This window comes from Bradyrhizobium lablabi (assembly GCF_018131005.1).
In the GTDB taxonomy this organism is placed as follows: domain Bacteria; phylum Pseudomonadota; class Alphaproteobacteria; order Rhizobiales; family Xanthobacteraceae; genus Bradyrhizobium; species Bradyrhizobium lablabi_D.
Window position 1 is genome coordinate 561,942 of record NZ_JAFCJK010000003.1, and the last position, 15,368, is coordinate 577,309.

General features: G+C 62.5%; 13 protein-coding genes. 3 read left to right on the top strand and 10 right to left on the bottom strand.

The genetic code is table 11. From position 1 onward, the window contains the following. Positions 1–48: 48 nt before the first annotated feature. The 10 genes from JQ553_RS12590 to JQ553_RS12635 all read right to left on the bottom strand — a co-directional run bounded on the left by JQ553_RS12590 (position 49) and on the right by JQ553_RS12635 (position 11,546). Positions 49–1,563, bottom strand: coding sequence for a glycerol-3-phosphate dehydrogenase (locus JQ553_RS12590; protein WP_212500253.1), 1,515 nt, complete (start codon positions 1,561–1,563; stop codon positions 49–51). Beyond that, on the bottom strand, positions 1,563–2,297 hold the full coding sequence (locus JQ553_RS12595) for a class II aldolase/adducin family protein (RefSeq protein ID WP_212500254.1): 735 nt from the start codon (positions 2,295–2,297) through the stop codon (positions 1,563–1,565). Before JQ553_RS12595 ends, JQ553_RS12590 begins: the two co-directional genes overlap by 1 nt. Before the next feature lie 19 nt (positions 2,298–2,316). Beyond that, a complete protein-coding gene (locus JQ553_RS12600) occupies positions 2,317–3,357 on the bottom strand; it encodes a 2-hydroxyacid dehydrogenase (protein ID WP_212500255.1) in 1,041 nt (346 codons plus the stop codon). Then, positions 3,350–4,918, bottom strand: coding sequence for an FGGY-family carbohydrate kinase (locus JQ553_RS12605; RefSeq protein ID WP_212500256.1), 1,569 nt, complete (start codon positions 4,916–4,918; stop codon positions 3,350–3,352). The genes JQ553_RS12600 and JQ553_RS12605 overlap by 8 nt, the downstream gene beginning before the upstream one ends. Before the next feature lie 2 nt (positions 4,919–4,920). Next, positions 4,921–6,030 carry an ABC transporter ATP-binding protein gene (locus tag JQ553_RS12610; RefSeq protein ID WP_212500257.1) on the bottom strand — a complete coding sequence of 370 codons (1,110 nt, stop codon included), beginning with the start codon at positions 6,028–6,030 and terminating at the stop codon, positions 4,921–4,923. Between the two features lie 22 nt (positions 6,031–6,052). Next, the gene (locus JQ553_RS12615) at positions 6,053–7,153 is read right to left on the bottom strand and encodes an ABC transporter ATP-binding protein (protein ID WP_212500258.1); all 1,101 of its coding nucleotides are present in this window, start codon (positions 7,151–7,153) and stop codon (positions 6,053–6,055) included. A gap of 4 nt (positions 7,154–7,157) precedes the next feature. After that, the gene (locus JQ553_RS12620; RefSeq protein ID WP_212500259.1) at positions 7,158–8,015 is read right to left on the bottom strand and encodes a carbohydrate ABC transporter permease; all 858 of its coding nucleotides are present in this window, start codon (positions 8,013–8,015) and stop codon (positions 7,158–7,160) included. Between the two features lie 18 nt (positions 8,016–8,033). Continuing rightward, complete coding sequence (locus tag JQ553_RS12625; protein ID WP_409363054.1) at positions 8,034–8,966, bottom strand: carbohydrate ABC transporter permease; 933 nt, start codon at positions 8,964–8,966, stop codon at positions 8,034–8,036. 104 nt (positions 8,967–9,070) lie between these two features. Next, positions 9,071–10,510 (bottom strand): extracellular solute-binding protein, encoded by a 1,440-nt coding sequence (locus JQ553_RS12630; RefSeq protein ID WP_212500260.1) that lies wholly within the window; start codon positions 10,508–10,510, stop codon positions 9,071–9,073. Positions 10,511–10,514: 4 nt separating this feature from the next. Beyond that, a complete protein-coding gene (locus JQ553_RS12635; protein ID WP_212500261.1) occupies positions 10,515–11,546 on the bottom strand; it encodes a sugar-binding transcriptional regulator in 1,032 nt (343 codons plus the stop codon). Positions 11,547–11,824: 278 nt separating this feature from the next. Between JQ553_RS12635 and JQ553_RS12640 the strand changes: the two genes are divergently transcribed. Genes JQ553_RS12640 through JQ553_RS12650 form a run of 3 tightly spaced genes read left to right on the top strand, consistent with a single transcriptional unit; the run spans position 11,825 to position 15,010 of the window. Then, entirely contained in the window at positions 11,825–13,105 is a 1,281-nt protein-coding gene (locus JQ553_RS12640; protein ID WP_212500262.1) for an FGGY-family carbohydrate kinase, read from the top strand. Beyond that, the gene (locus JQ553_RS12645) at positions 13,102–13,971 is read left to right on the top strand and encodes a TIGR01459 family HAD-type hydrolase (RefSeq protein WP_212500263.1); all 870 of its coding nucleotides are present in this window, start codon (positions 13,102–13,104) and stop codon (positions 13,969–13,971) included. The genes JQ553_RS12640 and JQ553_RS12645 overlap by 4 nt, the downstream gene beginning before the upstream one ends. A gap of 10 nt (positions 13,972–13,981) precedes the next feature. Continuing rightward, positions 13,982–15,010 (top strand): class II aldolase/adducin family protein, encoded by a 1,029-nt coding sequence (locus JQ553_RS12650; protein WP_212500264.1) that lies wholly within the window; start codon positions 13,982–13,984, stop codon positions 15,008–15,010. Positions 15,011–15,368 lie beyond the last annotated feature (358 nt).

The window sequence follows — 15,368 nt, forward strand, 5'->3', positions numbered from 1 at the left end:
ACGAGGGAAAAGACGCCGTGATGGAAAGCAGGCCGTCACCTTGAACCATCACTTGCCGATACTTGCTTCAAATGCAGACCGCTGAGTCGGCGTTAGATGCAGGCCATGCTTCGTGCGTCGGTCTAGAAAGTCGGCAGAGTTCGCAGCCCACTCCGTTTCGCGCAGGAACGACGCCTCGCACTCATAGAAGTTTCCGCCAAAGTGACGTCCAAGATCTCCGCAGGTGCGGGCCGCACCCAGCACCTCTCTTGCGCGCGTCCCGTACAACCGCGCGTAGTGATAAACCAGTGTCTTGGGAAGAGCCGGATAGTCGCTTTCGATATCCAGCACAAAATCGGTGAAGGTGCCCGGGATGTCCCCGCCGGGAAGCGGCGCACCCGCGGTCCAGGCTCGCTGCATCCTGGGGAGCCAGGGGGCCAGACGTGACAGTGCATGTTCGGCGAGCTTGCGATAGGTGGTGATCTTGCCGCCGAAAATCGATAGCAGCGGCGGAACATCAGGCGTGCCATCGATCTCGAACACGTAGTCCCGCGTCACCGCCGATGGATTCGTCGCATTGTCGTCGTAGAGAGGCCGGACACCGGAGAAGGCATGAATGATGTCGTGATCCAGCGGAGCGGTCCGGAAATATCGGCCTACTATGCCGAGCAGGTAATCGATCTCGCTCTCATCAATCGATACATCCTCCGCTCGCCCATCATAGGTGATATCGGTGGTGCCGATCAGCGCGAGATTACCCTCATAGGGATTGACGAAGATAACGCGGCGATCGTCGTTCTGCAGCAGATAGGCCTGCGGTCCACTCCAGAATTTCGGCACTACCACGTGGCTACCTTTGACGAGCCGAACATTGTGGGCCGAATTCAACTCCGCCACACCTTGCACGACTTGCTGAACCCATGGGCCTGCCGCATTGACAAGCGCGCGCGCCCGCACGAGATGCGCACTCCCATCCTGACCGTACATTTCAATCAGCCATTTGCCGTCTTCCCGGCGCGCGCTTAGGGCGCGGGTGCGGGGCAGTATCCGCGCGCCCTTGCGTGATGCGTCGACGAGATTAAGGATAACAAGCCGAGCGTCGTCGACCCAGCAATCTGAATATTCAAAACCGCGACGAAACTCCGGCCGCAGTGACGCTCCTTCAGGTGCGCGCGAGAGGTCGAGTCCGCGGCTCGGCGGCAATTTCTTGCGGCCGCCGAGATGATCGTAGAGGAACAACCCGGTCCGAACCAGCCAGGCCGGCCGCTGCTCGGGCGAATGCGGCAAAACGAACCGCATCGGCCAGATGATATGAGGCGCGGAGGCGAGCAGCACTTCGCGCTCGATCAGAGCCTCCCGCACAAGGCGGAACTCATAATATTCGAGATAGCGAAGGCCGCCATGCACGAGTTTGCCGGAGCGCGACGACGTTCCTTCGGCAAAATCGTCCTTCTCGCAGAGCAGGACCTTGAGGCCGCGACCGGCGGCATCGCGGGCGATACCGGCCCCATTTATTCCGCCGCCGATCACTGCGATATCGACCAGCCCGTGATCGCTCCTCGGGCCCGGCAGCGTGTTCGTCATCACTTCTTGCTGCGCTTCTTCTCGACCCGGTGCCGTACTGCCTTCGATGAAGTGCGCGCCCTGGCCGTCGGTTCTGGTTTGGGCGGTTGCAGCCCATAAGTTGAAAATCCGCGCGCCGTATCCGCGATTTCCTCTTCGCTGAGGATAAAACGATGATCGAGCGCGAGCGAAAGGTAGTATTGGCGTGCTATCGTCTCAAGCTCGACGGCGAGCCACATCGCCTTGTCGAGGTTGGCGCCAAGCGCAATCATCCCGTGATTGGCCAAGAGGCAACCGTTGCGCCCTTCGAGCGCGGCCAGCGCAAACTCCGACAGCTGCTTGGTCCCGTAGCGCGCGTAGCCGGCGCACCGGATATCGGTGCCGCCGAACGCTGCCATCATGTAGTGGCAGGCCGGAATCGTCTTCCGCGCGATCGCGAGCACAGTGGCATAGGTGGAATGGGTGTGGACGATGGCGCCGACATCCGCGCGCGCGCGCATGATATCGAGATGAAAGCGCCACTCGGTGGACGGCTGCAACGGTCCCTTCCACGTACCATACTCGCCTTCGAGTGGCATCGATACAATCATCTCCATCTTCATGGCGTCATAGGGCACGGCCGACGGCGTGATCAGCATCTCCTCGCCATAGCGGGCGGAGATGTTGCCGGATGTCCCCTGATTGAGGCCCGAGGCGTTCATCCACCGGCATTTTGCGATGATCGCTTCGCGCAATTGTTGCTCCTCACGGGTCATGTTCAAATGCCTTTCGTCTTCAGCACGGATTGAGCGGCGGTTCGCCCGCGAGAAAGCGGCGAACCTCCTCGGCCACCTGGTTGGCGGCGATGGTGACGGTACGCACCGAGGCGCCCGCGATGTGAGGCGTCAGCGTCACGTTCGGCAGCTTCAATAGCGGCCAGTCCGGCGGCGCCGGTTCTGCGGCGAAGGTATCGAGCATGGCGCCACCAAGCTGTCCGGACGCCAGCGCGTCATAAAGAGCGTCATAGTCGACCAACGGGCCGCGCGCGGTATTGATGATAAATGCGCCCTTCCTGACGCTCGCCAGCGCCTCGCGGCTGATGAAGCCGGTGGTCTCAGGCGTTACCCGGGCGTGCAGGCTGATGATGTCGGAGCGCGCCAGCAGGTCGGCGAGCGCGACATGCTCGACGCCGTCGTCGCGATCCTGGGCGCTAAGCTGGACATAGGGGTCGGCTACCAGGAGCTTACAGCCGAACGCCTTGAGCAGCTTCACCACGCGGCTGCCGATCGCGCCATAACCGACAATGCCGACGGTCATTTCGCCAAGCTCCCGCGCGGTGCGATCGGCGCGATAGAGGTCGCCGCGCCATTCGCCGGCACGGAGCGCTTCGTGGCCGCTGCGAATAAGGCGCGTCTCGGCAAGGATGGCGCCGATGGTGAATTCCGCGACTGCGCTCGCATTGCGGCCGGGCGTATTGACGACCAGCACGTTGTGATCGCGCGCGGCCTCAAGATCAATATTGACCGGACCGCCGCGCGACACTGCGATGAATTTGAGGCCAGGCAGCCGCTCCAGCATCGGCCGCGAGATCGGCGCCAGGTGCGTCACCAGGAGGGTCGCATCGCCGATGAACGCCGCAACCTCGTCCGGATGACCCATGAACTCCTTGAGACCGTCGAGCGGCGAGCCTGCGTAGCCGTGCTCCATCGGTTCATCGGGCCAGGGTTGCTCGAGTGTACGGATGCTGACGCCCTTGCCGCAGGCGGCCGCGATCCGCTCGGCGAAGACCGACGGCAACATGAAGCGATCACCGACGATGGCAATCGACCTAGACATGATCGCCTCCCGTGCGCAGGGCAGCGAGCTGCTTCCATAGCGACCGTGACGCCAGCCGCCCGTCGAGATAGGTGGGGAACATGCGAGCGTAACGCGTCGCCAAGACGGTATCGGGAGCCTGCGGCTTGTTGAGATGCGGGCTCACCCAATCCTCGGCGCAGGCCCGCATATGTGGATAGACGCCGGTTGCGACAGCGGCAATCATCGCGGCCCCCCCTGCGCCCGCCTCGACGCGGTTGCAGACGCGCACGTTGCATTCGAGCGCGGCACCAAGGATGGCCGTGAGGGCGTGGCTGCGCGCCGCGCCACCGGTGATACGGACCTCGCGCGGCAAAGCGCCCATGGCGGCGTAGCAATCGCGCGCAGCGAATGCGAGCCCTTCCATCACCGCCCGCATCAGGTCGCCATAGCGGTGGTGGGAGCGCAGGCCGAAAAACTGCGCACACGCCTCATGCGCGATAAACGGACCACGTTCGCCGGCGTCCGATATAAAGGGGTGAAACAGCACTTCGCCGGGCTTCGCCTGTAGCACCTGCTGATCCAGGCGATGAATCAGGTCGGCGCGCGAGCGCGTCACGCCTTCAGCGGCGAGCACGCCCAATGCGAGATCTAGCAGCCAGTCGATATTGAGTGTCGCCGCCATGTTGGATTGCATCTGGGCATAGTGGCCAGGCACCGGAAACGGCATGGTATAGCCCGTGGCCTCCTCATTCAGCGTCACCGCGTCGGCATGAGGCGCCAGCCGCATATGCATGCCGGTCGAACCGATGATGGTGCAGCCGACATCGGGTGCCGGATCGTAAAGGCCGGCACCAAGCGCATTGCAGATCACGTCGACATAGCCGAGCGAGACGGGAACGCCCTCGGGCAGGCCGGTCTCGGCCGCCGCGCTTGCCCCGAGTGGATGCGTGACTGTCACTCCGTCGACCACCTCAGGGAAAAGCCGCACGAGTTCGTAAATACCGATCAGCCGCGCCGTTTCAGAATCGAAGGCCCGCTTGCGGAAATCACCGCAGGTGAAAGTCGCCTCCGAAGGATCGGTGGCGCGTTTACCGGTGAGCAGGAAGTAGAGCCAGTCTTTGCAGTGGAACACGGTCGCGGCGCGCGAAAGTGTCTGAGGAGCATGCGCCTGCAGCCAGGCCAATTGCGGTCCCTGCTGGCAGGCGTTCAACCCGGAGCCGGTTCGCCGATAAAGCACCGTGTTGTGCTCGCTGCCACGAATCTCGTCCACCAATCGGGCGGCGCGGGAGTCGAGCCACAGCAGCGCCGGCGCGACCGGACGCCCGTCATCGTCGATCAGCCAGGTACCGTCGCCTTGCCCGGTGACCGCCACAGCCGCCAGCCTTGGGCCGAGATCGGGTACCTTCGCCGCAAGCCCGCGCAGCACGGCGGCCGTGTCGTCCCAGGTGCGCGACATGTCCTGCTCGACCCGGCCACCGGCTGACGTGCTGTAGCTGTTCGGCAACGAGAAATCGCCAAGCTGCCGGCCATCCCGCGTAAAGGCGACGGTCTTGATCAGTGAGGTGCCGGCATCGATGCCGACGATGACGTCACGAGGCATCGTCAGGACACCTCCGCATGGCGAATACAGACCCCGTCGGGGCCGAAAATGTTCAAGTGCCGCGGCGCAATTGCGAACTGCACCACGTCTCCGGGTCGCGCCGCGATTCTGTTGGGAATGACAGCAATCAGAAGATAACCGGCACATTCGCCGGCGATATGCGACTGATCGCCCAGCCACTGATTGGAGCCGATACGCACACGCACGGCTCCTTCGCCGACGCCAATCCTTTGCGGCCGGATTCCGACCTGCACGCGCGGTACCGCCGCAAGAACGCCGCGGGCCGCCTGGTCGAGGCCGTCGCCGCTGATGTCAAAGGCCACGTCCGGGCCGGCCGAGAGGCGGAAACCACTACCGGCCTGCTTCACTTCCATCTCCAGCAGGTTCATCGGCGGCTCTCCGATGAAGCTTGCGACAAACAGATTGGCAGGACGCTCCTTGAGCTCCTTCTCGCTTGCGAATTGCTGCAGCACGCCATCTTCCATGACCACGATACGATCGGCCAGTGCGCTCGCCTCGGTCTGGTCGTGTGTGACGAAGATCGCCGTCATCTCGCGCTCGGCGAGCAGGCTCTTGATCCGTCCCCGCAGCACCGCGCGGAGCTGCGGTTCGAGCTGCCCCATCGGCTCATCAAGCAGATAGAGATCGGCATCGCGCACCAGCGCCCGCGCCAGCGACACCCGCTGCTGCTGGCCGCCGGAGATGACACGCGGGTAGCTCTCCAGAATGTCGTCGATCTCGACCAGCCGGGCGATCGCCTCCACGCGGCGTGAAACCTCGCTGCGCGAGAGCTGCTGCGACTTCAGCGCGAACGCGATGTTCTCGCGAACCGTCAGCGGCGGATAGAGGGAATAACCTTCGAAGGCCATTGCGACCTTTCGCCGGGCCGGCGGTAGCTCGTCGATCCGCCGACCACGCAAGGCGATGGAGCCGGCGGTCACGCTTTCGAAACCCGCGATCATGCGCAAGGTCGAGGTCTTGCCGCATCCCGACGATCCCAGGAGCGCGACGATCTCGCCTTTCTCGACCGCCATGTCGAGCGAGCGCACGGCATGCACGGCCGGCCGGCCGCGGCTGCGATACACCTTGTCGATACTTCGAAGCTCAAGCATGCCCATGGTCACCCCGCTCCGATCACGCAGCCTGCCGCCGGTGCGACAGCGAGACCCGAAGCCCGGTTTCCCGGTCGAACAATTGCACCGCCTCCTGCGCGAAACGGACAAAGACGGAGTCTTCGGCGGCAAGCTTCAGTGCGTCCGGCCGCAGCGAAGCCAGCCATTCCTTTCCATCCTCGAGCCGGAGCAGCAACACCACCTTCTCGTGCATCGGCGTGATCGCGAGAACGCGCGCCGGCATGGCGTCCCCGCCGCCCAAAAGGGAAATGCCGAGATCCTCGGGCCGAACACCGAGCCAGTACGGCCGGTCTCCTGGAAGCGCATCGGCCGCGCCGAGCAGGACCCGCGCTCCGGAGATTGTGGCAAAGACTGTTCCATGCTCGACAAAAGGCACGATCTCCGCCAGATTGATACTGGGATCACCAAACAATCGTGCGACCGCGACGGATGCAGGACGCGCATAGATTTCTTCAGGGCTGGCAACCTGCTCAAACCGGCCAGCAGTGAGAACCGCGATGCGATCGGCGATCGCCATCGCCTCGCGATAGTCCTGGGTCACATAGAGAACCGCAGCCTCACCGCGCCGCAACAGGTTTGGAAGCTCGAGCCGCATTTCATAGCGAAGCTTGGCATCGACGTTGCGCAGGGGATCATCGAGCAACAGCACCTCCGGATTGCCGACCAGCGCTCGCGCCAACGCCGTGCGCTGCTTCTGGCCATTCGACAATTCGCGGGGCACGTGCCCCAGCACATGCTCGATTTTCAACAGCCGGCTGATCGTCTGCACACGGGCGGCAGCATCCGCCCCGCGTTTTTTCCGCAAGCCACTCGCAATATTGTCGCGGGCCGTCATATGCGGAAACAGCGCGAAATTCTGGAACGCCATTCCGATGCTGCGCCGCTCGGGCGCAGCACCGACGATCGAGCGACCGCCGATAAGGATATCGCCCTCATCCGGCTCAAACATGCCTGCAATCATGCGCAAGAGTACAGTCTTGCCTCCGCCCGACGGCCCGAACACGGCAACAATCTCACCAGGTTCGACCGAGAGCGACAGGCTGTCGGCGGTTCGCACCGTGCCGAAGGTCTTACTGACGGATTTGATTTCAAGTCCCGCCATTGCCTCAGCCCTTTACCGCGCCGAGAGACAGGCCCTCGACTAGATAGCGCTGCGCATAGAGCGCAAGCAGCAGCGTTGGCGTCACCGAGAGTACAATCGCGGCAGCGATCTGCCCATACTGGATGCCGGACGCCGTCACGAAGGCGAGCGCGCCCACCGTCACCGGCTGCTTGTCGGCGGAAGCGAGGATCAAGGCGAAGATGAAATTGTTCCAGCAGAAGATGAACGACAACAGTCCGGCAGCCGCGATACCGGGGCCGGCGAGCGGCACGGCGATGCGTGTAAACGCCTCGCTCCAGGAATGTCCGGCAAGACGATAAGCATGCTCGATATCCGGGCTGATATCCTCGAAATAGCCGCGCACGATCCACAGGATCAGCGGCAGTGCGATGAGCTGGTAGACCCAGACGATGCCGACATAGGTATCATTGAGGCCGAGCTCCTGATAATAGAGCGACAATGGCAGCAGCACGAGCAAAGGCGGCGCGAAACGGAACGACAGCAGCGTGAACGCGATCGTCTCGCCAAGCCGGAATTTAAAACGGGCAAAGGCATAGGCCGCAGGCACACCCAAGAGCAGTGCCAGCACGACCGCGCCGCTCGACAGAACGAAACTGTTCCACAGATTGCGCATGAAGGTGATTTCAAGATTCCCCGCCGCCGTACGTAACTGACCTGAGATCAGCGCCTCGTAGTTGGCAAGCGTCGGCTCGAACAGGATGCGCGGCGGAATACGCAGAATCTGCTCGTTGGTCTGGAACGACATCAAGAGGATCCAGACGATCGGAAACATGAAGAAGACAAGAATCAACGTGAGCGCCGCGCCCCGGAAGATGCGACCGGCAAGACTTTCATGTTCCATCGCCGCGCTCCTCGAACCTCAAGCCTGGCGGTGCACGCGTGCACGCAACCGCAGCCAGTTCTTGATGAAGATGTTGGACAGGATGTTGGTGATGAGCCACAGGATCATCAACAATGCCGCCGAACGGCCCACGTTGGTGTATTGAAAGAACTCGAGATAGGCCTGCACCTGAAACACCATCAGCCTGTCACCAGGACCGCCTTGCGTCATCGCGTAGATGATGTCGAACTGCTGGATCGAGTCCAGAAGCCGAAACAGCGAGGCCGTGATGATGTACGGCGCCAGCATCGGCAGCGTGATGCGGAAAAACACGAAGGTTGCCGGTACTCCATCCAGCGCCGCAGCCTCGAACGGCTGCCGCGGAAGCGACCGCAGCCCGGCGAGCAGCAGGATCATGATGAAAGGCGTGTAAACCCAGACATCGACCAACACCACCGTGAACAGCGCAGTCGAAGGATCGGAGGCCCACTTGAAATCGGTGAAGCCGAGCAAACCGACCAAATACGACAAGATGCCGAATCCCGGGTTGGTCATGAGTTTCCACATCAAGGCGGCAATTGCAGGTGCCGTCATCAATGGCAGCAGCAGCACAATCGAAACCGCGTTGTGAAAGCGGGTCGGGCGTCGAAGCAGAAGCGCGATCGCGAGGCCGAGCAGAAGCTCGAGGACAACTGTCAAAGCTGTATAGACTAGCGAAATGCGCAACGTATTCCAGAACGCGGGATCGGTGAGAAAATCGACGTAGTTCTGAACACCTATGAAGCTACGCAGATACGGCAGGTTCAGCCGGTAGCGCTGCAGCGAATAGATCGCGGCGACCACAAACGGGACAATAATCGCCACACAAACCAGCAGCGCCGGCAGGCTCAACAGGTAAGGCAGCGCGCGACCGCGCGCTCGTGGCTTGCGCCCGACCGGCGCATTCGCCTGAAGGAGTTGCAGCATGCTCATGGTGACGAAGGCTCAAGCGTTCGCGGCATGCCACCGGCCCGAGGGAATTAGGTCCTGGGCCGGCGGCCCGTCATGGTGCGGAGGAACAGGCACCAAGCGGTGTATCAGCCGAGACCAGCCGACTTCAACTGGCGATTGATGCTGTCGGCGAGCTTGTCGAGCCCTTCGTCGACGCTGACTTCCTTCGCGACCATCTTCTGCAGCGAGGCCGCCCATTCTGTGGTCAGATCAAAGAACAGCGGCTGCGCTGTGAAGTAAATCTTCGCGCCGGGAGAAGAGACGTCGTATTGCTCGACATAGCCGGGATAGGATTTCGATATCCTGTCGCGGAACTCGCTATCCTTCCACACCGAAGCACGCACCGGGTTCACGAAGTCCATCTTGCGCGCGCCGAACAGGTCGTGCTCGGTGGACGCGGCCCACTGCATGAACAACCAAGCCGCATCCTTCTGCTTGGAGAAGCTCGACAGAGCAAGCGACCAGATCCACACATTGGGCGTCGGCGCCTTGGCGGCCGGATTGGCCGCAAATGCCGCATAGCCCATGTGGCCCTTTTCCTTGTTGTCCCCGCCATTCATGAAGTAGCCGAGGATGTCGGCATCGAAGATCATGCCGGAGGCGCCGGCGCCGAGATCGGTGCCGACCTGATACCAGGTATAGGTCGACCAGTTCTTGGGCCCCGATTGCTGGATCATCTTGACCCATTTCTCGTGGAACTCCTTCGAGGCCTTGGTGTTCATCGCGGCTTTCAGTTTGCCGCCTTCCATCACGAAATCCTTCTGTCCGAAGTTCGAGTAGCCCGACAAGAAGCCCGGATGGATGGTGGCCCAAGAACGCGAGCCGCGGACGCCGATGCCGTAGGGCCCGCCCGCGTCCTTGGTGATCTTTGCCGCGACCTCAATCATGTCATCCAGGTTCTTCGGCGGCTTGGCCCCAACCTTGTCGAAGATGTTGCGGTTATAGGTGATGTTGTTGAGCTCGAATCCCCACGGGATGCACCACTGCTTGGCTTTACCCGAACCGAGCTCGGAGCCAGGGACGCCGTCCCACGCGGTCGAGGCGCGCAGGTTTGGCAGCACGTCGTCCCAATTGAAGTCGGGGCTCGTCTTCGACGCATCACGAATGTAGGCGTTGAGGTCCTCGACCCAACCGGCCGGGCCATAGGTCCAGGTCATGTACGCGCCGGTCATGAAGGCATCGTACTGGTCGGACTTCGACGACAATGCCGCCGTCACCTTATCGAAATAGACATCCTCCGGAAAGATGTCGTAGGTGACGTTCATCCCGGTGAGCGACTTGAAGGCGGCGATGTCCGCGATCATCGCATCGGCGTAGGGATGCTTGTTCAGCAACAGCTTTACCGTCTTGCCGCTCTGGGACTTCCAGTCGAAATTCGCAGCCATCGCCCGCGAGACCGAGGATGCGAAGGCGGCGTTGGCTGCGATGCCGGCGATTCCAAGCTTGGCGGCACCATCGAGCAGATCACGCCGGCTGATGCGTCCCTTGGCGTAGGAATCAAACAGATTCTTTTCGCGATCGAACATGTACTCACCTCCCTGTTTGCACTTGCTTCCGTCCCCTGATTTTTCTGGTCGAGCCGGATGTGTTCTCCGGCTTGTCTTGAGCGAGCGCAGAAGCGGTCGCCTCGTCGATGATCAGTCCATGCAACATGCCGCTGCGCAGCACGCCACGTAGCGCCGTCATCTTGGGCTGCCCACCGGCGACCGCAACGATGCGATGTTTCTTCAGATCGGTCGGGCTCATCGAGGTCGCGCGCGCCGACAAATCGATGTCCAGCACCCGGCCATCCGCACTGAAGAAATGTCCGAGCAGATCGGCGCAGGCGCCGACCCGCTTCAATTCGGTGACTTCATCGGGTTTGATCATGCCGCTCGACACCAGGAAGCCGTCGCGGCTTACCTGACCTATGCCGACGAACAACAACGATGCCTTGCGGGCCAGCGCGAAGACGTCGGAAATGCCGTATTGTTTCATCAGCACCGCCCTGTCGCCGACCGAGTTGGCAAATACCGGGACCGGCAGCAGAAAGGCCTCGGCGCCGGTACGCTCGGCCAGGCGGTGGATCACATCGAATGGATTGGCGGCGAATTTCCGGGTCAATCCTCCGAGCAGCGACACGAATTTTACGTCGTGCGCTGGCGTCTGGGGCAACTGTTCGACGACGGCTGCGAGCGTACGGCCGTGACCGACGCCGATCACCGTGTCCTCGCCGCGCTCGAGGATCTGGCGCAGGAAGCTTGCGCCCTCGAGGGCCAGCGCTTTCAGCGGCAGATCTCCCTCGCCGAGATCCGGCGCGACGCGGCAGAACGCAAGCCCGAAGCGCTGGGCCAGCGTGTTTTCCAGCGCCACGCATTCGGCGACCGGACCTTCGACGAAGACACGGATCATGCCCTCGCGGCTCGCGCGCGCAATCAGGCGATGCGCCTTGGTGTTCTGGATGTTAAGGCGGTTTGCGATCTCCGACTGCGTCATTCCCGCGGCGAAATAGAGCCACGCCGCGCGCGTCGCGAGCGATGCCTCGCCATCGATGATGGACAGCCTGTCGGAAGCCGAAGTCACCCCGAAAGACCTCGCTTGCAAATTTCTTCACCTAGTGCAAAAAATTGCAGACGCTAGCCGACCCGTCAAGTCCTTCCTCATGCTGCGACGCAAATGAGATCGATCCGCGAGGACGTTCCGCCATCTGCAGGACGCGGCGGGATGGCGCGGACGCCTCGAGGGTTCAAGGATAGGGCCGTGCGATCAAAGGTATGGCGCAAGGCGGACTGATGGGAATCGCGCCTATGCGACGTTCGGCCTCGCGGAAAGCGACTTTCAAACGACGGCGGTGAGTGGAAATGGCGGGATGGTTCCTGGGCATCGACATCGGGACGGGTGGGGTTCGCGCCTGTGCCATCGATGCGCGCGGCGACGTCCAAGGCATGACGTCAACCGTCTTGCCCGCGCCGCGGCAGGACGGCGACGCCGTCGATCAGGATCCGGAGCTGTGGTGGCAGGCTGCCGTTACTGCAATTCTCAAGCTCGGCGAGATGATCGACCTCGCACATGTCGAGCGTATTGCCGTGGATGGAACATCCGGCACCCTGTTGCTCATCGATGGCGCCGGCCAGCCACGCTCGCGAGGTATCATGTACAACGATGCCCGCGCGGCAGAGGAGTCGGCGCGTATCGCAGACGTGGCGCCGGCGGAAAGCGGCGCCCATGGCCGCAGCAGCGCGCTCGCAAAGCTGCTTCATCTCCTGCATAAGCGCGATACCAGCGATGCATGCCACGCCGTGCATCAGGCCGACTGGATTGCCGGCCGACTCGCCGCTTGCCACGGCATAAGCGATGAAAACAACGCGCTTAAACTCGGCTATGATCCGGTGACGCGCAGTTGGCCTTCGTGGCTCGACCGGCTCGGCGTGCCGCGCGAATTTCTGCCGAAGGTGCTGGTTCCCGGCACACCCTTTGCCGAAATCGACCCGAATGTTGCAAGGACGCTTGGCCTGCCGCGATCGACGCTCATCGCCGGCGGCACCACAGACGGCGTCGCAGCCTTCATCGCTACCCGTGCCGATCAGCCGGGCGATGCCGTGACCTCGTTGGGCACGACACTGGTGGTGAAGCTGCTTGCGGCGCGGCCGATCTTCGCAGCCGACCAGGGCGTTTACTCGCACCGGCTCGGCGAACGCTGGCTCGCTGGCGGCGCCTCCAATACGGGGGGTGCAGCCTTGTTGGTGCATTTCACCGCCGAGGAGATGGAACGTCTCACTCCGCAGCTCAGGCCGGAGCAACCGACTGGACTCGATTATTATCCGCTGCCTAGGGCCGGCGAGCGTTTCCCCATTGCTGATCCACAGCTTGCGGCACGTGTCAGCCCGCGTCCAGCCGAGGACGAACGTTTCTTCCAGGGTCTTCTCGAAGGGATCGCGTCGGTGGAGGCCCTCGCCTACCAACGCCTGGCTCGACTCGGAGCCCCACCCTTGCGCCGCGTCATTAGTATCGGCGGCGGCGCCAGGAATGAGGCATGGACTCTGATCCGGCATCGCACGCTGGGGGTTCCAGTGACCGTCGTCGGGCAGACCGAAGCAAGTTACGGCGCCGCGCTGCTTGCCCTGCACGGCGGCCCGCCATGAAAGCGAGCCCTGTCACCATCAGCGGTCTTCGTGCCATCGCCGAAAGGTTCGATCACGTCTTGGTCGACCAATGGGGAACCCTGCACGAAGGCAAGGCGATATTTCCGGAAGCATATGAATGCGTGACGCGGTTGAGGGAAGCCGGGAAGCGCGTGCTGGTCCTTTCCAACTCAGGAAAGCGTGCCAACGACAATGAGCAGCGCCTCGCCGCGCTCGGCCTGGCGAGAGATGCCTATGACGGCATGCTGTCGTCCGGCGAGGTTGCCTGGAATGGCTTGCGCGCGAGAGAGTGCGAACCCTTCAATGAGCTTGGCCATACCTGCTTCTTGATCGCGCGCGGAGGTGACCGATCGATCGTGGACGGCGTTGGCATCGGTCTTGTCGAGGACATGCGGGATGCCGAGTTCATCCTGCTCGGCGGACTGGACGAAACTGCGTCCGAACCTGAGCACTGGCGTGACGACCTGACCGCAGCAGCGGCGCGTCGCCTGCCGATGCTGTGCGCCAATCCCGATCTGATCATGTTCGGCGCTGGCGGATTGATGCCGGCGCCAGGCGCGCTGGCGGCCTTCTACCAATCGCTCGGTGGCATCGTGAAATTCGTCGGCAAGCCGTATGCGCCGATCTTCGCCGCGGCGCTTGAGAGACTTGGCAATCCCAAGCCCCCGCGCGTGCTCGTCGTCGGCGATTCCCTTGATCATGACATTGCCGGCGGACGAGCGGCTGGAATGCTGACCGCGCTCATCCGTTCCGGGGTTCATCGGGAACTGCTGGCAAAGACAGTCGACCTGCCACGGGCGATCAGGACGATGGCTGGCTCGGAAGCCCACACACCGCATTGGACAATCGAACGTCTGACCTGGTGAGGTCCCAAAGATGCCGCAACCCGCCCATCTGAACGAACTGCGACGCATGTCGGCGCGGGTCGGCAAGAACATCCTGCTGACGCAAGCGGCCGGCGGCAATTCTTCGATGAAACATGGTGATGTGCTCTGGGTGAAAGCTTCGGGCACCTGGCTCGCCGATGCCGAGGACAAGGACATCTTTCTGCCGATCACTCTTTCCGGCGCTCGCGCGGCTCTCGCTGACGGCAATGAGCGCATGCCGGTGGCGCCGGACCATGCGGCAAGCCAGCTTCGCGCCTCCATCGAGACGTCGCTGCACGCGCTGATGCCGCATCCGGTTGTGCTGCACGTCCATTCGGTCAACACGATCGCTTGGTCGGTGCGGAAGGATGCACGCGACGAACTTTCCGAGCGGCTTCGCGGACTGTCCTGGCAGCGGCTCGATTATCACCATCCCGGCCTGCCGCTGGCGCAGGCGGTGAATGAGAGCCTCGCGCAAAGACCTGCCGACGTGCTGATTCTCGGCAATCATGGTCTGGTCGTCGGCGCCGCGACTTGTGGGGCGGCGCAAGAGCTGATGATGGAGGTTGAGCGCCGGCTTTCGTTGGTACCGCGCACCAGCCCGCCCGCCGCCCATGATACGCTCGCGCAGATCTGCGCAGGTACCGAGTATCGACCTGCTCCGGATCCGCTCCACCACGCCCTTGCCACCGACCCGCATAATCTCTCGATTGCGGCCGGAGGTTCGCTCTATCCGGATCATGTGATCTTTCTTGGTCGCGCCCTGCCTGCCCTTCTCGAAGGAGAGGATCTGGCTCTGCCGGGAGCCGGGCTTGTGGCAGACGGACCTCCGCCGGTCGCTGTGCTGGTCCGAGGCAAAGGTGCGGTCATTCGCAAGGATGCAAACGCAGCCGCGCAAGCGCTGCTGACCTGCCTGGCCCTCGTGGTCACTCGCCTGCCGCTCGATGCTGCGGTTGAATATCTGTCGCCTGCCAAGGAGCAGGCCCTGCTCGATTGGGATGCCGAGCACTATCGCCAGCAAATGATGGCGAAACGCTAAGCACGGCCGTTTCGGTTCATCTCATGGCAGATAGCGACGATGCCTTGGCGCAGTTCGGTATGCTTGTTGTCCGTCATGGCGCGTGCTCCGACAGGGCGACCCAAGACTGATACGCAGAGGAAATATGGTGTAAATTAGTAGCTCCCGAACAAAGGACCTTGTGGCCGAGCGAGATCAGATCGCAGAGGAACTTCGCCAGATGGCCGAAACGCCGAATGTGACGCCCTGCACCCCACTGCGCTAAAGCGTTCAAGCGGGCCGTGACCGATTTGGCGGGTGCGGTCGGCCGCAAAACCCGCCGCATGTCCCTAGGTTCGCCGACGACGCTCGATCCAGGCAAAGCAAGGTCGACCGCCAA

Coding starts and splice junctions, on each gene's coding strand:
- JQ553_RS12590 (WP_212500253.1), bottom strand. CDS start 1,563: ATGACGAACACGCTGCCGGGCCCGAGGAGCGATCACGGGCTGGTCGAT.
- JQ553_RS12595 (WP_212500254.1), bottom strand. CDS start 2,297: ATGACCCGTGAGGAGCAACAATTGCGCGAAGCGATCATCGCAAAATGC.
- JQ553_RS12600 (WP_212500255.1), bottom strand. CDS start 3,357: ATGTCTAGGTCGATTGCCATCGTCGGTGATCGCTTCATGTTGCCGTCG.
- JQ553_RS12605 (WP_212500256.1), bottom strand. CDS start 4,918: ATGCCTCGTGACGTCATCGTCGGCATCGATGCCGGCACCTCACTGATC.
- JQ553_RS12610 (WP_212500257.1), bottom strand. CDS start 6,030: ATGCTTGAGCTTCGAAGTATCGACAAGGTGTATCGCAGCCGCGGCCGG.
- JQ553_RS12615 (WP_212500258.1), bottom strand. CDS start 7,153: ATGGCGGGACTTGAAATCAAATCCGTCAGTAAGACCTTCGGCACGGTG.
- JQ553_RS12620 (WP_212500259.1), bottom strand. CDS start 8,015: ATGGAACATGAAAGTCTTGCCGGTCGCATCTTCCGGGGCGCGGCGCTC.
- JQ553_RS12625 (WP_409363054.1), bottom strand. CDS start 8,966: ATGAGCATGCTGCAACTCCTTCAGGCGAATGCGCCGGTCGGGCGCAAG.
- JQ553_RS12630 (WP_212500260.1), bottom strand. CDS start 10,510: ATGTTCGATCGCGAAAAGAATCTGTTTGATTCCTACGCCAAGGGACGC.
- JQ553_RS12640 (WP_212500262.1), top strand. CDS start 11,825: ATGGCGGGATGGTTCCTGGGCATCGACATCGGGACGGGTGGGGTTCGC.
- JQ553_RS12645 (WP_212500263.1), top strand. CDS start 13,102: ATGAAAGCGAGCCCTGTCACCATCAGCGGTCTTCGTGCCATCGCCGAA.
- JQ553_RS12650 (WP_212500264.1), top strand. CDS start 13,982: ATGCCGCAACCCGCCCATCTGAACGAACTGCGACGCATGTCGGCGCGG.